The sequence below is a fragment of the Chryseobacterium sp. SSA4.19 genome, from assembly GCF_022601875.1.
Taxonomy (GTDB): Bacteria; Bacteroidota; Bacteroidia; order Flavobacteriales; family Weeksellaceae; genus Chryseobacterium.
On record NZ_JAKVIP010000029.1, the window covers coordinates 28,575 to 45,293 of the forward strand.

The window sequence follows — 16,719 nt, forward strand, 5'->3', positions numbered from 1 at the left end:
ATTTATTTCAGCTTATAGGCGTTTCCGTCCCAAAGATAGGTTTTTGAAGATTTTTTCTTCTTCTCCCTCTCCTGATCATCCTTCTCCATTTCTTCCATTTTCAACATAAAAGCATTAGGCATTCCGCCTTTGTCATTTGGGAAAATAAATTTCTCATTATGATAATAGACATCAGCATCCCCGACATTCATCAGCTGCGGAAGTGCAATGAGTTTTTTATTCCTGAACAGAATATACTGATCATAACCTGCGATTCCGCAAGCTTCCCCTGAAACCGATGCTTTTAAAGTACACTCCACATTTTTTAACTGATGGTTACTTTCTATGGTGAAGGTTGCATAACTGAGGCTTTCCTGAGAACCGGTATCGAAAGACATTTCATCAATCAGCTGATTCCCTGCCAAAACTTTAACCGCAGCAATATTCTGTGGATAGACCTGATTAAATTCTTTATCCTTTCGGTCAATGGTTTTAGAAAGGCCGAAAAGAAAATCATAGCCGTTTTTATTCCGGTACCCGATTGCAAGATTTCCGCCCCAGATATAGCCTTCTTTTGTTTCACTTTCTTTCTGATATGATATTTTGTACCAATGGGCCGCTCTTTCCCCTAATTTTAAAATGGCATTTCCTTTTTTGAGAATCACAACCTGCTGATTGGTATGTAAAGAATCTGCAATCCGGCTGTGGGGATCAGGTGAATTTCTGATCCTTGCCAAATCGGTAAATACCTTTTGTGTTTTATTTTCTTCAAAATCAAAAATACCGTTTGTGTAAACATATTCTTCTTGCTGCGCAGCAAAAAGCTGAAGAATGCATACCAATAAGAAAGTGAATAAAGGTTTCATATTATAATCATCCTAAATTATTATTTTTCAAGCAATAAGATTACCCATTCTTCCCGCTGAAGCTGTTTTTTCAATGCAAGCCCGCTTTCTTTGCAGACTTCCAGAATATCGTCCACATCAAAGAAGCACAATCCTGAAAGCAGCAATTGTCCGCCCTCATTTAATACGTTGACGTACGTCGGAATATCGGAAATCAGAATATTCCTGTTGATATTGGCTAAGATGACATCATACTTTTCTTCACCCAAATTTTCAGCGGTTCCCTGCTCGATGTCCAGCTCTACTCCGTTTCTTTCTGCATTCTCTTTGGAGTTTTCAACCGACCATTCATCAATGTCAATAGCCTTGGTTTCGCCGGCTCCCCGCTGTTTTGCGTAAATTGCCAATACAGAAGTCCCACAGCCCATATCAAGAACTTTTTTATCAGTAAAATCAATATCCATCATCTGTTGGATCATGAGATGGGTCGTTGGATGATGTCCTGTCCCGAAAGACATTTTCGGCTGGATGATGATTTCATGCATTCCCGGAACAGATTCATGGAATTCTGCCCTGATCATGACTTTATCATCAATATTAATAGGTTCAAAATTCTTTTCCCACTCTTCATTCCAGTTGATGTTCGGCATTTCATGGAATGTATATTCAATCTTTACATTCTCATTCGCGAAAAGCGGAAGGGTTTTTAATCGCTCTTCGTCCAATAAATCTTTCTGAATATATCCTAAAATCCCATCGATTTCTTCTGTAAAGCTGTCGAAACCAATTTCGATGAGCTCGGCCATTAATATTTCGTTCCATGGCTGAAGCGGAGATATTTTAAAATTGAATTCTAAATAATGTTGCATGTGAATAATTTACTGCAAAAATAAATAATAAACCTGTCTAAAAGTAAAATATGTTTGTTAATGCCCAAGAAATCCGGTCGGTTTATTAACCATAATCACCTTTTGTAAATAAGAAATGTCTTATTTACTCCTGAATGATGTTCTTTTAATGGACATTCTATCAATGCAATTTTTTCACTACAATTCATATTAATAGGGTTAAGAATTTTATATGAAGACAGATGCTTTATAATAAAGCATCTGTCTATATCTTATGATTAAAATGTTTTCACGGAGAAAAAACTTTACTATATCTATTATTACTATAAAAAGTTGATTCAAAAATAAAAATCAGCATTTTACAAATGGGCTCAAAATTCTAATAGTAAAATTCAGAATATTGATTATCAAATAGATAAATTGAATTTATTTTATTTTCCTAAAAAAATTAAAATACTTATAAATGATTGTATTCGTACGTAGTGATTTCTGTAGAATATAAAGTCCCGTTTTGGTCTTTGTATTTTTTTGTTTCTTTTGTAGGGTAATCAGAAGAATTATATTCAAAAGTAGAAGAAAAAATTGTTGTTTCCCAGTCCCCATTTGTAAAGCCAACTTTATCACTGTAATTTACAAGATTGTGGGTAGAGCCGGTCATACCTTCAGCATCAATGATTTTTTGATATCCTGTTACATTTTTAAACGGAGAATTAGAAGAGTCATAAGCAACTCCAATTAGTGTACCTGTTCCTGTATTTGTTCCTGATGGCTGAGTTTCTGTGACAGTGGCTGTCCAGCCTTTTAAGGAGTTATCAGTATTTAACAAAGCATCTCTGGTATGGGTTTTTGTATAGCTATATGATGGGTTTACTGTTGTTTCTACAATTTTTACATTATTATTGGTAATATAAGTATAGTTAATTGTTGTAGTGTAGGTAGAGCTGCCTGTGTGGTTGATAACTTGCTTACTTAATCTGCTACTGGTATCATACGTTAATACAGCGGTCTCTAAAACACTTCCACCTTCAGTATCAGTAATTTGCGTAATGAGGTTGCCCGTATATATATACTTTCTTGTATCTCCTCCTGTATATTTTATTTCAGTGATTTTTGTGCCATCGTAAGAGATAGTCGCTGTTTCTCCTCCAGATACAATTTTAGTAACCAGAACAGGAGTATTCCCATTATTATTTTCGTTTTGGTTAATGTCATCATCACCATTTGAACATGATGCAAAGAAGAATAGAATTGGAACTAATAAATAATTTTTTTTCATAAATATTTTTTAAAATGGGCACAAAAATATACAAAAAAGATTACAATTAATAAAAAACTCGTTAAAATTTCAATTTCTCAAATATAAATCTAGCTTTTACCATATTATAAGATCATAATACTTTCTACTTAGAGATTATTATAAAAATCATTTATCCCTTAGTATTATCATAAATAAATGCTTAGCAGTTTAAAATGAAAGCGGGCTAAAGCCCGCCTTATGGATTAAGTTCTGAAATATTAGACATTGACGTTTACGGATTCGTAGAGAAAATAGAACCGTTGGCAATTAATGCTCTTCTGTTCATTTTGAGGATATCACGTACCCATTCTGCAAAATCTTCCGGCTGGAGAACCGTTTCAGGATTTCCATCGGTCAGCCCTCCCTGGATTGACATATCTGATGCAATAGTGCTTGGCGTAAGGGTAACAACGCGGATATTCTGCTTTCTCCATTCTGCCATCATGGACTGAGATAGTGAAACCACGGCCGCTTTTGAAGCCGCATACGCTGACATATTCGGACCTCCTTTAAGTCCGGCTGTTGAAGCGACATTGATGACATCACCTTCTCCTTTTGCCTTCAGGAACGGATGCGCAGCCTTAGAGGCATAATATACTCCGAAAAGATTCGTCTTAATGACCTGTTCCCAGGTTTCGGAAGGCATTTCTTCAATGGATCCGAAATCACCGATGCCCGCATTATTAATTAAAATATCAATTCCTCCCAATTGCTCTGCAAGGGATTCAATTCCGGCTTTTACATGGATTTCGTTATCAATGCTGAAAACTGCATATGTTGCATTGACACCTAACTTCCGGATTTCATCAACGGTCATTTTAAGATTCTCTTCATTTCTGCCTGTAATTCCGATATGTACCCCTTCATTAGCCAGCGCTAAGGCAACTGCTTTACCCAATCCTCTTCCACCACCGGTAATTACGGCACTCTTTCCGTTTATATTCATTTTACTATTGTTTTATATGGTACAAATTTACAAAAGGTAATTTTTTAATGCGAATGAATACGAATGTTTTTAGTAAAGATCCCTATTCAAAGAGTCTATTTCATTAAATATGTCACATGAATAAAACCGGCTTAAAAAGAACCGGTTTTAATTGAAAGTATAGTAAAAAATAAAAAAATTAAGGAATGAGAACCGGGTTCTGAACCTCAAATTCTTCTGAAGTGCTGAATTGATTGCCGTACATATCTGAAGCCTTTACCTCTACTTTATGTTTTCCCAATGATAATTTTTTAGGAAATCCAGCTGTCCAGATATGCTTTGACATTTCGGGGTTGGATGGCCTTCTTCCCGGAAAAATAGATTGCGTAGCATCCCATTTAAAGACTGAAAGGGCAAAGTTCGGATCTATGGTTTCGTCATATTCCATAATTTCCCAAGCACCGTTATCAATCCTGTATTCTACTTTATCTTTTCGGCTTCCCATAAAGAAATTGGCCATTATTTTAGCTGAGGTTTTGGATGGGAAAGGAATAACTTTCGGCATATACATTTTAATCTGGTAGTCTTCAGGCTTTCCGGCAGTTCTGTATTTAACCTTATACTGATTATCATTAAAACTGATGAATGAATATCCTTTGGCCGTTCCGTCACGCATGGTGGAAGTTGGCAGTCCCATCTCATCAGCCGTTCCGGAATACCAGTCGCCGCAGGTAGTTCCTACATTGTACTCATGAAGGTCTTTATTTCCTTTCCATCCGGCCTGCTTTCCGTAAAAGATCTGCTGCTGAATATGCGTATGGGCTGACAGAAGCAATGCATTTTGAAACGGAGCAAGGTAATCGAATAATTTCTGACGGTCAGAATTCCTGAAATTATCTTCATTAGTATGTTCTAAAGGAATATGGAATGATACAACAATCAGTTTATTTTTATCAACCAGTTTTAAATCATTTTCGATAAACTTCAGCTGGTCTTCACGGAATCCTCCCCAATACCCTTTGCCGTCTCTCGGGTCAGGATATAAAATATCGTCCAGAATAATGAAATGTACATTTCCGTAATTGAAGGAATAGTTGGCAGGACCGAAATTGGATTCAAAGGTCTCATCTGAAAGCAGGTCTTCTTTGGCATCATAATTCATATCGTGGTTCCCCATCACATTATACCAAGGCAATCCTATTTCTTTCATGACATCCGCATAAGGTTTCTGCAGGCTCAGATTATCTCCCACCAAATCTCCGAGGCTGATCCCCAGCAACGCATTCTTTTTGGTATTTTTTACCTCGTTTACAATTCCTCTTTTGAAATAATCAAGTTCTTTTTCGGTGTATGGCTGCGGATCTCCGAATACCAGGATATCAAAGTTCTTATTTTCATTTTGCTTATGTAGGGCAAAGTTCACTTCTTTAGGAAGTTCCCCCGTAGGAGCTGTCCCTTTATACTTAAAATCAGCCGGAGAACCTTTCGGCTTATATTGGTAATAATACTGAGGAAGATTATTTCCGTTAACCGGTGTCATATATCCAGAAGGCTTAATGACGAAGACCGTCTGGCCTTCCTGTACCGGAAGGCTGTATCTGCCGTTTTTATCCGTCAGAACTACCTGGACTCCATTAGAAACCGCTACTCCTTCAATTCCCTTTTCGCGGTTTTCTTTTTTTTGGTTGCTGTTGCCGTCTTCATACACATATCCTGAAACGGAAGCCTGTGAGAAAGCCATTGCTGAAATCAGGAGGCAAGGCATTAAAAATTTCATTTTCATTATATTTCTACTTTTTATTGATTATTTATTCCACCAGACTTTTACATTGATATTATCACCACCCATCTGCTGGACCGCTGCCTGGTAATTGTTTGTATTTAAAACTCTTGGATTGGGAGGATACATCAGCCTTGAAGGCATGATCCCATTGTTTAAAAGACCTCCGTTATTAGGAAGTACAGGGAATCCCGTTCTTCTTTTTTCAAACCACTGCTGCTGGTCTACAAAGAATAAAGCCACATATTTCTGGAGCATAATTCTCTCCAGCGTTCCATTATAAGCCACATTGGGATTGGTAAAATAGTTAGCAGGCACCGTGGCCCCCCATTGTTCTATGGTTGCCTTTACTCCATTTTCGTAATATGCCTGTGCGCTGCCCGGAATAATTCCTTTAAATGCCAGCTCCGAAAGAATAAACTGCAGCTCAGCATAAGGATATACCAGAATATTCAAAGGGGCTTTCGCTAGGTTCTGGTTCATGTTGGAAGGCTGGTAATCAAACGTTGTTCCGTAAGCATAGCCTGAAGGAGCTCCTTTATATCCGATATTCGCATTGCCCGGAATACTTTTTGCCTGGCCGAAAAACAAAGCGAGTCTCGGGTCATTGTTGGATTTTAAAGTTTCTACAAAAAATGTGGAAGCAGCTCTTCCCGTTGTAAAATCCTGAGGTCTTGCAATCGGCGGAAGAAGCGGTGCCACTCCTGTTACATTCACTTTTGCCGTTTCTGCATTACTTTGAAAAACAGGATATTTGGCTGGGTCATTTATAATTTCAAGAATCCTTTCTTTAACATTAACTTCCCCGTCTTTATTTAAAATCCTGGTCAGCAGCCTTAAAGAAAGTGAATTACAGAACTTCTTCCAGTTAACTATTCCGTTGGCATCGCTTTCGGCTTTGTAGAAAATATCAGATCCGGTAAGCATTTTCGTAGTAACAAATAATGAATTTGCCGTTCTCAGATCATTTAACAATTTAACATAGATCTCTTTCTGCTGATCAAATTTCGGCTGCGAAACTCCTTCGTCCAAATTTGAAGCCTCAGAAAACGGAACATCTCCATAGGTGTCGGTAAGATTGGAATAAATCCACGCATTCAGCACCATGGAAATGGCAATATAGTTAGGATCGTTATCCCGTTCTGCGGCGAGCTTCATGTCTTTTACCTGCTTAAGCCATTTGTAGCTGTTGTTCCAGAAACCAGCACCTGTATTTTCCGTAATGTTATATCGGCTTAACGTATTGCCTTCGTTCGGGAAATCAAGAGACACCTGCATGATATCAAATGTGAAATCATTGGCCCTCATATAATTCACTGCAGACATGTTATACTGAACCGGAACCAGTAGTTTTGAAGCGACAGGCTCGCTGATCCTGCTGTTGTCAATATTTACCTCATCTAAGTTCCTGCTGCATGAAACCGGTATATATCCTAGCCCTGCGATTAGTAATGTATGTAAAAATAATTTTTTCATGTTTTTAACTTTTAAAATTTAACATTAAGCTGAATTCCTACCGTTCTTGCTGTCGGCAGCTGGCCCATTTCAACTCCCGGGGTGATTTGGTTATCGTTCAGTGTTGCTGCTTCCGGGTCAAATAGCGGAAACTTGGTCCACATCCAGAGATTTCTTCCGAATAAAGCCAGCGTCAGATCTGTAATTTTAAGCTGCTCAGTAATACTTCTCGGGAAAGTATAGGAAATTCTGGCATCTCTTAATTTAATGAAGGAAGTATCGAAGGTATTGGTCTCCACGTTTGCTCTTCTGTAATAATCCCCATAATAGGCGGACAGTAAAATTGCTTTTGTGTTAGGAGAAAATGAACCGTCAGGATTCTGAACGACACCTTCACCAACAATTAAACCTCCCGGGTTTTCCCTTCCGATTAATGTATGTCCAAGTTTCCCCTGTTCGGTCATTTTATGGTGCGACTGGGAATAAGCCATTCCTTTATACTGCCCGTCAAAGGAGAAACTTACGGTAATCCCTTTGTATCTGAATTCGTTCTGGATCCCGGCCCGCCATTCCGGATAAGCATTTCCAATTTTCTTCATCTCAGTTGGTTTTGCGGTAAGCCCGTCATTGGCATTGAAAATAACTTGTCCGTCCGGAGAGTACATCAATCCGTACCCATACATATCACCCAGTGAACCCCCTACAAAAGCATTGTAATAAACCACTCCGCCGACACTGCCCATGGTATAAGGATTGCCGTTAAATTCTTCAGGCAGAGAAAGGATTTTATTCCTGTTCAGTGACCAATTGGCATTTACACTCCACGAGAAGTTCTTATTTCTAACGGGGTACGTATTCAGCGTCATTTCCAATCCTCTGTTTCTTACTTCCCCGGTATTGATAACCCTTGTGCTGTAACCTGTTTCCCACAGTACAGGTATTCTTACAATCTGGTCTTTGGAATTGTTCTGATACGCTGTGATGGTATAATTCATCCTGTTTTTAAGAATACTGAATTCCATCCCTCCTTCCATAGTGGTAATCATATTAGGTCTTAGATTCGGGTTCGGATATAATGACGGAGATTCTACAGAACCGTTAAAATCACTGTTATTATAATATTTAATCAACTGATATGGGTCCGTATCATTCCCCACTCTTGACCATGAAGCTCTCAGTTTCCAATAGTTAAACTTATCCGAAGTCAGCTTGAAAATATCCGAAAGAATAAAGGAGGCTGCCGCCGAAGGATAGAAATATGATCGGTTTTCCTGCGGAAGTGTACTGCTCCAGTCATTTCTTGCGGTAAGATCCAAAAATATTTTATTCTGATAAGCCAGAGTTGCTAAAGCGTAAGTACTGTTTACCTGCTTATCATTAGGTCTGGCAAATTTTGTAATGGTAGAAATTCCGTTCGGCATCGTATATACGCCTGGTTTTAATAATCCTTCTGCCAGATAATCATTCATTGTATATTCCGTATAGCGGATATTTCCTCCGACCGATGCACTGAAATCAAATTCATTAAAGGTATTTTTATAGCTGAACAATACATCATTATTTAAATCCATCAGTCTCACATGCTGTTCCCTGTACATTCCCTGAAGATAGTTGGCAGAGCTCCAAGGCCTTTTCTGAGTACGCAATTCATTATTCAATTCCAACCCCGATCTCACTAAAACATCAAGATTTTTGGTAATTTTATAATTAAGATTTATATTTCCGGTGATGAAGTTTTTATCCACGCCGTTCAGCATTTCATAAGCGATCAGATAGGGATTATCAATGAATGAACTGAACGGATGGATCTGATCTACCTGGTCTTTTCCGGCTTTCCAGACCGGCCTGTACCATGAAAGATCCACATTCGGGTTCTGGAAGATCATGAAGTAGGAAATAGACTGGTTGCTGTATCCTGTTGCAGGCAGATTGTCGCTTTTTGTTTTGCTGTAGTTGAATTTAATTCCGATCTTTAATTTTTCACTCAATTTATGATCTACTGAAAAAGCTGCGGTGAATCTGTTGAATCCTGTGTTTGGCATCATCCATTCATTATTCAGATACGTCAATGATGATCTGAAAGCTGTATTCTCGTTAGACGATTCTACTGAAACATTGTTGGAGAAAGTAGTTCCTGTTTCCCAAAACCCTTTAATATTATCCTTATACGGCCGCCACAATTGTCTTGTTGCGCTCTGCCCTTCAACTGTGGGATCATACTGGAAATAATATTGCCCTGCGAACTTCGGTCCGAACGCGCTGCTGGTAGAACCTGTATTGACACCATCCGCAGAAGCTCCGTATGAATAATAAAACTCTCCTGCCGTATTTTTCTGCAGGGTTCCCTGCCCGTATTCGTATTGGTAATCCGGCCATTTCAACACCGTATCATAGCTGGAATAGGAGTTCAGGCTCACCTGTACTTTACCGTTTCTGCTCTTTCCTGATTTTGTAGTAATCATAATGGCGCCGGCTGCACCTCGGGAACCATATAGGGCTGATGCCGTAGCTCCTTTCAACACTGTTATCGATTCAATATCGTCCGGATTGATGGTATTAATGCCATTTCCGTAATCGATGGGCAAGTCTGCTTTTGCCCCTGCTCCATAAGATGAGAAGCCGGTTCCTGTGGTATTATTGTTCAACGGTACGCCGTCTACTACGATAAGGGCATTATTCTCGCTGGGATTCATAGAAATATCACCCCGCAGTTTAATGATGGAACTTCCCAAAGGTCCGGCTCCGGCAGTCTGAATTTTTAAGCCTGCCACCTTTCCTTCCAGTGCCTGCGACCAGTTATTGTTCTGCGTTCTAAGTAATTCCTCAGACTTAATGGTTTCTGCCACATACCCTAAAGATCTGTCCTGCCTTTTGATTCCCAAAGCTGTTACTACAACTTCATCAATATTTTTAATAGTGTCCCGCTTTGGTTTTTCCTGAGCTGCAAGATTAATGCTTACCAATCCTAGCAGCGAAAGAACAAACAGCTTCTGTGTCTCTTTACGCATATCCTTTTTTGTTTGCGCAAAATTAGAATGTAATTATGAGTACTGGTTTAACATCATTTTAACATTTATTAAATAATTATTAAACACAATATTAATTTATGATTAACAAAAATTATAGGCTTTTGACTCATAATAAGTTAAAACCATTACCTATTTTTAATATGCAGAGTCCATTTTTAATCCCTATTTTTATTGTCTTTTTTAGAGAAAATAATAAATACCACACAAATACCACCATTTATCAAAAATCATGTATTAATTCGTATTTAAACCAAAAAAGCCTGCCCTTAAAAAGGCAGACTTTTATAAGTTATGAGGTATAAATTCTATTTATTCATCAGCTGATCAGGAATATTAGTCGTTACAAAAGCGACGTTCTGTTTTTTCAGTTCCTCGTATATAGTAACATTATTCACTGTCCAGGAATTGGTAATGAGTCCTAACGCATTTGCTTCTGAAATCCATGTCGGATTTTTCTGAAAAACACTGTAATGATAATCCAGTCCGTCCAATCCTTCTTCTTTGATCTGCTGAGGTGATAATTCTCCGTTCAAATACTGTACTTTAAATGCCGGTTCAAGCCGTTTGATTTCCTTACAGATATTCAGGCTGAAAGAAATAAATTCACTCTGAGAATCAAGTTTCATATCCTTGATCATTTTAACTGTTTTTGCAGTCAGCTCATCTTCTTTCTCTTTTGTTTTATCCGGTTTGATTTCTACAATCAGCTTCAAGGATTTGTCTTTCTTACCTTGCTTTAAATAATCTTTCAGGGTCGGAAAACTTTCCCCGTTTGATAGCTCTACTTTTTTGAGGTCTTTAAAACCGGTTTCAGAAATTTCCATTTTTGAATGGTGCTCATCGTGATTTACTACCAAAACACCGTCCTTCGTCATTCTGACATCGAACTCAGAACCGTAAATTTTCAGTTTTTGTGCATTCTCTAGTGATTTAAGGGAATTTTCAGTGGTTGGAGGCTGTGTCTGCCAATATCCTCTATGTGCGATAATCCGGGTTTGTGCCTTCATGACCATTGTGCTTACAATTGCTAACCCTAAGATAACTTTTTTCATAATATAATTCTGATAATTAATTAAAGTCCTTCGATCTTTTGATAAAGATAGTACTTAATTGCTGAAATCTTTTTTAATGATTGTAAATACAAAGATATTATTAGTTTTTTCTTTCCGGTTCATATTAGTTTTAACAGTATTTTAATTCGACTTCATATTTTTGGTTCCGTTATTCTTTTAATGATATGAGTTTAATTATTTTTGCTGAAAAGACAGAAACCCCATGCCTGAAAATATCCAACAAAAAATAGAAGACCTGCGTAAAGAGCTGCATCAGCATAACGAAAATTATTATCTTCTGGATGCGCCCTCCATTTCCGATTATGATTTTGACATGCTGCTCGAAGAATTGCGTGACCTGGAAGCAAAACATCCGGAATTTTATGATGAGAATTCACCGACCGTACGTGTCGGCGGCGGGGTTACAAAGGTTTTCCCAACTATTCAGCACAAATTCAGGATGTACTCCCTGGATAATTCTTATGATTTTGATGATCTTGAGGACTGGGAAAAGAGAATCATTAAGACGGTTAATGACCCTGTAGAATTTGTGGCAGAACTAAAATATGACGGTGCCTCCATTTCCATCCGTTACGAAAACGGGAAACTGGCACAGGCTGTCACACGGGGAGACGGATTCCAGGGAGATGAAATTACTTCTAATGTGCGTACGATTTCTGACATTCCTTTGAAACTGAAAGGCGATTTCCCGGAAAACTTTTTTATGCGGGGCGAAATTTACCTGACCCGTAAAAACTTTGATAAGATCAATCAGCAGCGTGAAGAAGACGGTCTGGATCCTTTTATGAATCCCCGGAATACCGCAAGTGGAAGCTTAAAAATGCAGGACAGCGGCGAAGTACGGAAACGCGGACTTTCTTCGGTATTATATCAGTTTGTCTCCGAAGAAATCCCGGCAGAAACCCACTGGGAAGTCCTGGAAAAAGCAAAAGCATGGGGTTTTAAAACCTCTCAGCAGGCTAAACTGTGCAAGACCATGAATGAGGTAAAGGAATTTATCAGTTACTGGGATATTGAACGCCATAATCTGCCTTTCGAAATTGACGGTATCGTTCTTAAGGTCAATTCCATAAAGCAACAGCGGCAGCTGGGCTATACGGCAAAGTCACCACGCTGGGCAATGGCCTATAAATTCAAGGCGGAAAAAGTGGAAACCGAGCTCATCAGTGTTTCCTATCAGGTGGGAAGAACCGGAGCCATTACGCCTGTTGCCAACCTGAGACCCGTTTTATTGGCAGGAACGATTGTAAAAAGGGCATCACTGCATAACGAAGATATCATTAAAAAGCTCGGACTTCATGAGCATGATTTTGTCTATGTGGAAAAAGGTGGTGAGATCATCCCGAAGATCATCGCTGTAAACCTTGAGAAAAGAAATCCTGAAAATAAAGAAATCGAGTACGTTAAAAACTGCCCGGAATGCGGTACGGAACTGGTAAAAATTGAAGACCAGGCCATTCATTTCTGTCCCAACGATCTTCATTGTCCTCCGCAGGTTGTTGGAAGAATGATCCATTACGTATCCAGAAAGGCTCTGAATATTGAAAACCTGGGAAGCGAAACCATTGAACAGCTGTACAGGGAGCGGCTGATTGAAAATCCTGCTGATTTTTATGTATTAACGAAGGAACAAATCCTGCCTCTGGAGAGAATGGCTGAAAAATCTGCCCAGAATATTATTTCAGGAATTGAAAAATCAAAGGAGATCCCATTTGAAAAAGTATTGTACGGAATCGGGATCAAACATGTCGGGGAAACCGTTGCCAAAAAACTGGTGAAGAATTTCCCAACCATTGATGAACTTATTCAAGCTACGGAGGAAGAACTTTGCCAGGTGGAAGACATCGGGACAAAAATCGCAGTAAGTATTGTTGATTTCTTTAATAATTCCGAAAATATTTTAATGATCGAACGCTTAAAATCCTATGGTGTCAAGCTTGAAAGAGGTGAAAGCACCAATGAACTCATTTCCAATATCCTGGATGGAAAAACCTTTCTTTTCACCGGTAAGCTTTCTCTATTTACCCGTGAAGCCGCCGAAGACATGGTGGAAAAACACGGCGGGAAAAACATCTCAGCTGTTTCCAAGAACCTGAACTACTTGGTTGTCGGCGAAAAAGCCGGCAGCAAACTGAAAAAAGCACAAACCATCGGAACCATAGAAATTCTGGATGAGCAGCAGTTTCTGGATTTGATAGAGAAGCAATGAAATTCTATTAAAGACTGTCTGCGGACAGTCTTTTTGTTTTTATTTCCTATGAATAAATGATTTCGGGCATAAACGGTAAAACTTATTTTTTCTTACATTTATTCTGAGAAACTTAAATGGTAATAATGGAATTTTTAAAAGATCATTCTATTCAAAATGAACTGCTGCTGATTTTAATTTCCGTAATTCTGGGAATACTGATCGGAGCAGAACGGGAATACCGAAACAAATCTGCCGGTTTACGTACTTTCATTTTAATATGTTTCCGATCCTGCCTGTTTACGATTCTTTCCATTAAGATTGGAGTTGATGATCCGGACCGGATCGCAGCCAATATCATTACGGGGATTGGCTTTCTGGGAGCTGGGGTTATTTTTAAAGGAGACAGTAAGATTGACGGAATTACCACTGCTACTACTATCTGGGCAACGGCTTCCATCGGTATGGCTGTAGGTTCAGGGTATGTTTATCTGGCTGTTCTGGGAACGCTTCTGGTCTTATTAATTTTAAGTTCCCTCACCTCTTTCGAAGGCTGATTGATAAGGAGCATAAGATCAGAGAATACAGAATAACCGTCATTGATTATCATGATATGGCATACTGCCAGAAACTTTTTGAAAAACATCGTTTAAAATTCATCATTTCAAAACAGCAGTATACAGATGGGCATCTTACTACTTCATGGATCGTTACGGGGAAAAGTGTTCGTCATGAAGCATTAATGAAAGACCTGATGGAAGATGAAAAAATAACAGGTTATCAGTTTTAATGATTCACTTAGCTTTCAATAGCCGGCTTATTCAAATTAAGCTGTAATCATATTTTCTTCAGTTTTGTATCAATACTGGAATGTTTACCATGCAATATAATTACTTTGCCGGCATCATTCAGACATATATGTTTGGTGATCCTAATTTTGTCAAAAATTTGATTTGAAGCAATTTACAATCAATTCAAAATGTAAAATATAAAGACCGGACCCCGAAACTCACATTTTCTTTGTAAATTAGGCCAAAATTTAATTATGACGAAAAAGATACTTCTATCGGTGTTCCTTTTACCGGCTGTAATGACCTTTGCACAGCAGTACGGCGGAATGTGGATCCCAACAGAACTCAATGAAAAGGAAATGAAAGAACTGGGTATGAAAATCTCTGCCAAAGATATCTTTAATACCCAAAAGCCCAGCATTAAGGATGCTGTGGTACAGTTCAACGGCGGATGCACGGCTGAGATTATTTCTCCGAAAGGGCTTCTGCTTACCAATCACCATTGCGGATACGGACAAATACAGAACCACTCCACCGTCCAGAATGACCTTCTGACCAATGGTTTCTGGGCAAAAAATATGACCGGCGAGCTACCGAACCCGGGGGTAACCGTCGATTTTATTGTCGATATCAAAGAAGTGACACCACAAATCCTGGAAGGTACTGACAACCTTACCGAGCCTGAACTTTCAAAGAAAATCGCCAATAATATAGAGATCTATAAAAACGCTCAGAAAGTACAGACCTACCAATCAGTTTCCGTAAAATCCATGTATTACGGGAACAAATTCTATGCTTTTACGATTGAAACCTATAAAGATATTCGTCTGGTAGGGGCACCGCCGCAAAGCATCGGAAAATTCGGTTCAGATACGGATAACTGGGTATGGCCAAGACATACGGGGGATTTTTCCATGTTCAGAATTTATGCTGATAAAAATAACAAGCCGGCAGAATATTCAAAAGACAATGTGCCATATATTCCAAAGCATTATCTCCCGGTTTCCATCAAGGATAAAAATGAAAATGATTTCACTTTCGTATTTGGTTTCCCGGGAAGGACAACGGAATATCTTCCGGCCATTGCCGTCGAAAAAATCATGAAAGAGATCGATCCGGCCAGAATTGCTGTGAGAGATGTTGCCTTAAAAACCCTTGACGAAAAAATGCGTGCGGATGATGCCACACGAATCCAATATGCATCCAAATATGCTTCCGTAGCCAATTACTGGAAAAAATGGATCGGAGAAGTGGAAGGTCTGAAAAAATCAAACGCAGTAGCTAAAAAGACCACTTATGAGAATTCTTTAGCTGCCAAAAACACACAGGTTAAAATTACGCTGGATCAGCTGAACAAATTGTATAATGACCAGGCGCCGTATGCTCTGAATAATGCCTATTATACGGAAGTACTCCGAAATGCGGAAACACTTACTCTGGCCAATTTATATTCCAATTATATTACTGCCATAGAAGCAGGGAGAATGGATGAAAAAGGCACAAATTCTTTAAAAAGCAGACTGACTTCATTCTATAAAGATTATAATCCTGAGCTCGATGCGAAAGTAACCGCAAAGCTTCTGGCTTTATATGCCAACAAAACAGCCCCTCAGTTTTTGCCGGCAGGTTTCGATCAGTATAAAGATGAAGCAAAAAATATTCAGACTATTGAGAATGCTTCTAAAAATTCCATTATCACAGGCAGGTCTGAAGTAAACGGCGCTTCATTAAGCAAAGATATTGACAAAGCGTTCTCCAATCCGGACAAGCTTATTAAAACCTTAAAAAAGGATCCTGTGTATCAGCTGTTGATGACGATGAAAGAGACGTATATGACGAAGGCAGATCCTCAGTTCTCTGGTTTGCAGACAAAAATCGATGCTTTGCAGAAAACCTACATGGCACAGCAGATGGCCACGGATAAGAACCGGAAGTTCTTCCCGGACGCCAATTCCACCTTGCGTGTAACCTATGGAAAAGTAAAAGGCTCTTCACCGAGGGATGCCGTATCTTACAGCTATCAGACGCACTTAGCCGGGGTGATGGAGAAATATGTTCCGGGAGATTATGAATTTGATGTTCCCAAAAAGCTGATTGATCTTTACCAAACAAAAGATTTTGGAAATTATAAGGATAAATCCGGTGATGTTCCGGTAGGATTTACGGCGACCAACCATACTACAGGAGGGAATTCGGGCAGTCCGGCACTGGATGCCAACGGAAACCTTGTCGGACTAAATTTCGACAGACAATGGGAAGGAACCATGAGTGATATTAATTATGATCCTCGTTTCAGCAGAAATATTATGGTGGACACGAAATATATCCTTTTCATCATTGATAAATTTGCCGATTCCAAATGGTTGATCGATGAAATGAAAGTCGTGAAATAAAAGTTTCTCTTACCCTGTAAAAGAGTTTCGGGGGGGGGGGGGGGGGGGGGGGGAGGGGGAAAAAAAAAAAAAAAAAAAAAAAAAGAAAAAAAAAAAAAAAAAAAAAAAAAAAAAAA

At 38.9% G+C, this 16,719-nt stretch carries 12 protein-coding genes; 4 read left to right on the forward strand and 8 right to left on the reverse strand.

Annotated features, from left to right (window positions below):
• Positions 1-2 precede the first annotated feature (2 nt).
• From MKJ01_RS16505 to MKJ01_RS16540, 8 genes are all read right to left on the reverse strand, one after another.
• Positions 3-845, reverse strand: coding sequence for an SH3 domain-containing protein (locus MKJ01_RS16505; RefSeq protein ID WP_241615275.1), 843 nt, complete (start codon positions 843-845; stop codon positions 3-5).
• 20 nt (positions 846-865) lie between these two features.
• Positions 866-1,693 (reverse strand): 50S ribosomal protein L11 methyltransferase, encoded by an 828-nt coding sequence (gene prmA / locus MKJ01_RS16510; RefSeq protein ID WP_241615276.1) that lies wholly within the window; start codon positions 1,691-1,693, stop codon positions 866-868.
• Between the two features lie 436 nt (positions 1,694-2,129).
• On the reverse strand, positions 2,130-2,948 hold the full coding sequence (locus MKJ01_RS16515) for a hypothetical protein (RefSeq protein ID WP_241615277.1): 819 nt from the start codon (positions 2,946-2,948) through the stop codon (positions 2,130-2,132).
• A gap of 253 nt (positions 2,949-3,201) precedes the next feature.
• Positions 3,202-3,915 carry a 3-ketoacyl-ACP reductase gene (locus MKJ01_RS16520; protein WP_241615278.1) on the reverse strand — a complete coding sequence of 238 codons (714 nt, stop codon included), beginning with the start codon at positions 3,913-3,915 and terminating at the stop codon, positions 3,202-3,204.
• A 178-nt stretch (positions 3,916-4,093) separates the two neighbouring features.
• The gene (locus tag MKJ01_RS16525; RefSeq protein WP_241632700.1) at positions 4,094-5,677 is read right to left on the reverse strand and encodes a calcineurin-like phosphoesterase C-terminal domain-containing protein; all 1,584 of its coding nucleotides are present in this window, start codon (positions 5,675-5,677) and stop codon (positions 4,094-4,096) included.
• A gap of 21 nt (positions 5,678-5,698) precedes the next feature.
• Positions 5,699-7,150: a SusD/RagB family nutrient-binding outer membrane lipoprotein gene (locus MKJ01_RS16530; protein WP_241615280.1), complete on the reverse strand. Its 1,452-nt coding sequence runs from the start codon at positions 7,148-7,150 to the stop codon at positions 5,699-5,701.
• 11 nt (positions 7,151-7,161) lie between these two features.
• Positions 7,162-10,137: a SusC/RagA family TonB-linked outer membrane protein gene (locus tag MKJ01_RS16535; protein ID WP_241615281.1), complete on the reverse strand. Its 2,976-nt coding sequence runs from the start codon at positions 10,135-10,137 to the stop codon at positions 7,162-7,164.
• Between the two features lie 326 nt (positions 10,138-10,463).
• Complete coding sequence (locus MKJ01_RS16540) at positions 10,464-11,210, reverse strand: glycerophosphodiester phosphodiesterase family protein (protein ID WP_241615282.1); 747 nt, start codon at positions 11,208-11,210, stop codon at positions 10,464-10,466.
• 223 nt (positions 11,211-11,433) lie between these two features.
• On the opposite strand from MKJ01_RS16540, the gene ligA reads away from it, so the two are divergent.
• From ligA to MKJ01_RS16560, 4 genes are all read left to right on the forward strand, one after another.
• Positions 11,434-13,440 carry an NAD-dependent DNA ligase LigA gene (gene ligA, locus MKJ01_RS16545; protein WP_241615283.1) on the forward strand — a complete coding sequence of 669 codons (2,007 nt, stop codon included), beginning with the start codon at positions 11,434-11,436 and terminating at the stop codon, positions 13,438-13,440.
• 125 nt (positions 13,441-13,565) lie between these two features.
• Positions 13,566-13,976 (forward strand): MgtC/SapB family protein, encoded by a 411-nt coding sequence (locus MKJ01_RS16550; protein WP_241615284.1) that lies wholly within the window; start codon positions 13,566-13,568, stop codon positions 13,974-13,976.
• Between the two features lie 56 nt (positions 13,977-14,032).
• Positions 14,033-14,209 carry a hypothetical protein gene (locus tag MKJ01_RS16555; RefSeq protein WP_241615285.1) on the forward strand — a complete coding sequence of 59 codons (177 nt, stop codon included), beginning with the start codon at positions 14,033-14,035 and terminating at the stop codon, positions 14,207-14,209.
• Between the two features lie 255 nt (positions 14,210-14,464).
• Complete coding sequence (locus MKJ01_RS16560; RefSeq protein WP_241615286.1) at positions 14,465-16,603, forward strand: S46 family peptidase; 2,139 nt, start codon at positions 14,465-14,467, stop codon at positions 16,601-16,603.
• Positions 16,604-16,719 lie beyond the last annotated feature (116 nt).

Coding starts and splice junctions, on each gene's coding strand:
- MKJ01_RS16505 (WP_241615275.1), bottom strand. CDS start 845: ATGAAACCTTTATTCACTTTCTTATTGGTATGCATTCTTCAGCTTTTT.
- MKJ01_RS16555 (WP_241615285.1), top strand. CDS start 14,033: ATGGCATACTGCCAGAAACTTTTTGAAAAACATCGTTTAAAATTCATC.
- MKJ01_RS16530 (WP_241615280.1), bottom strand. CDS start 7,150: ATGAAAAAATTATTTTTACATACATTACTAATCGCAGGGCTAGGATAT.
- MKJ01_RS16515 (WP_241615277.1), bottom strand. CDS start 2,948: ATGAAAAAAAATTATTTATTAGTTCCAATTCTATTCTTCTTTGCATCA.
- MKJ01_RS16540 (WP_241615282.1), bottom strand. CDS start 11,210: ATGAAAAAAGTTATCTTAGGGTTAGCAATTGTAAGCACAATGGTCATG.
- MKJ01_RS16550 (WP_241615284.1), top strand. CDS start 13,566: ATGGAATTTTTAAAAGATCATTCTATTCAAAATGAACTGCTGCTGATT.
- MKJ01_RS16525 (WP_241632700.1), bottom strand. CDS start 5,677: ATGAAAATGAAATTTTTAATGCCTTGCCTCCTGATTTCAGCAATGGCT.
- MKJ01_RS16560 (WP_241615286.1), top strand. CDS start 14,465: ATGACGAAAAAGATACTTCTATCGGTGTTCCTTTTACCGGCTGTAATG.
- ligA (WP_241615283.1), top strand. CDS start 11,434: ATGCCTGAAAATATCCAACAAAAAATAGAAGACCTGCGTAAAGAGCTG.
- MKJ01_RS16535 (WP_241615281.1), bottom strand. CDS start 10,137: ATGCGTAAAGAGACACAGAAGCTGTTTGTTCTTTCGCTGCTAGGATTG.
- MKJ01_RS16520 (WP_241615278.1), bottom strand. CDS start 3,915: ATGAATATAAACGGAAAGAGTGCCGTAATTACCGGTGGTGGAAGAGGA.
- prmA (WP_241615276.1), bottom strand. CDS start 1,693: ATGCAACATTATTTAGAATTCAATTTTAAAATATCTCCGCTTCAGCCA.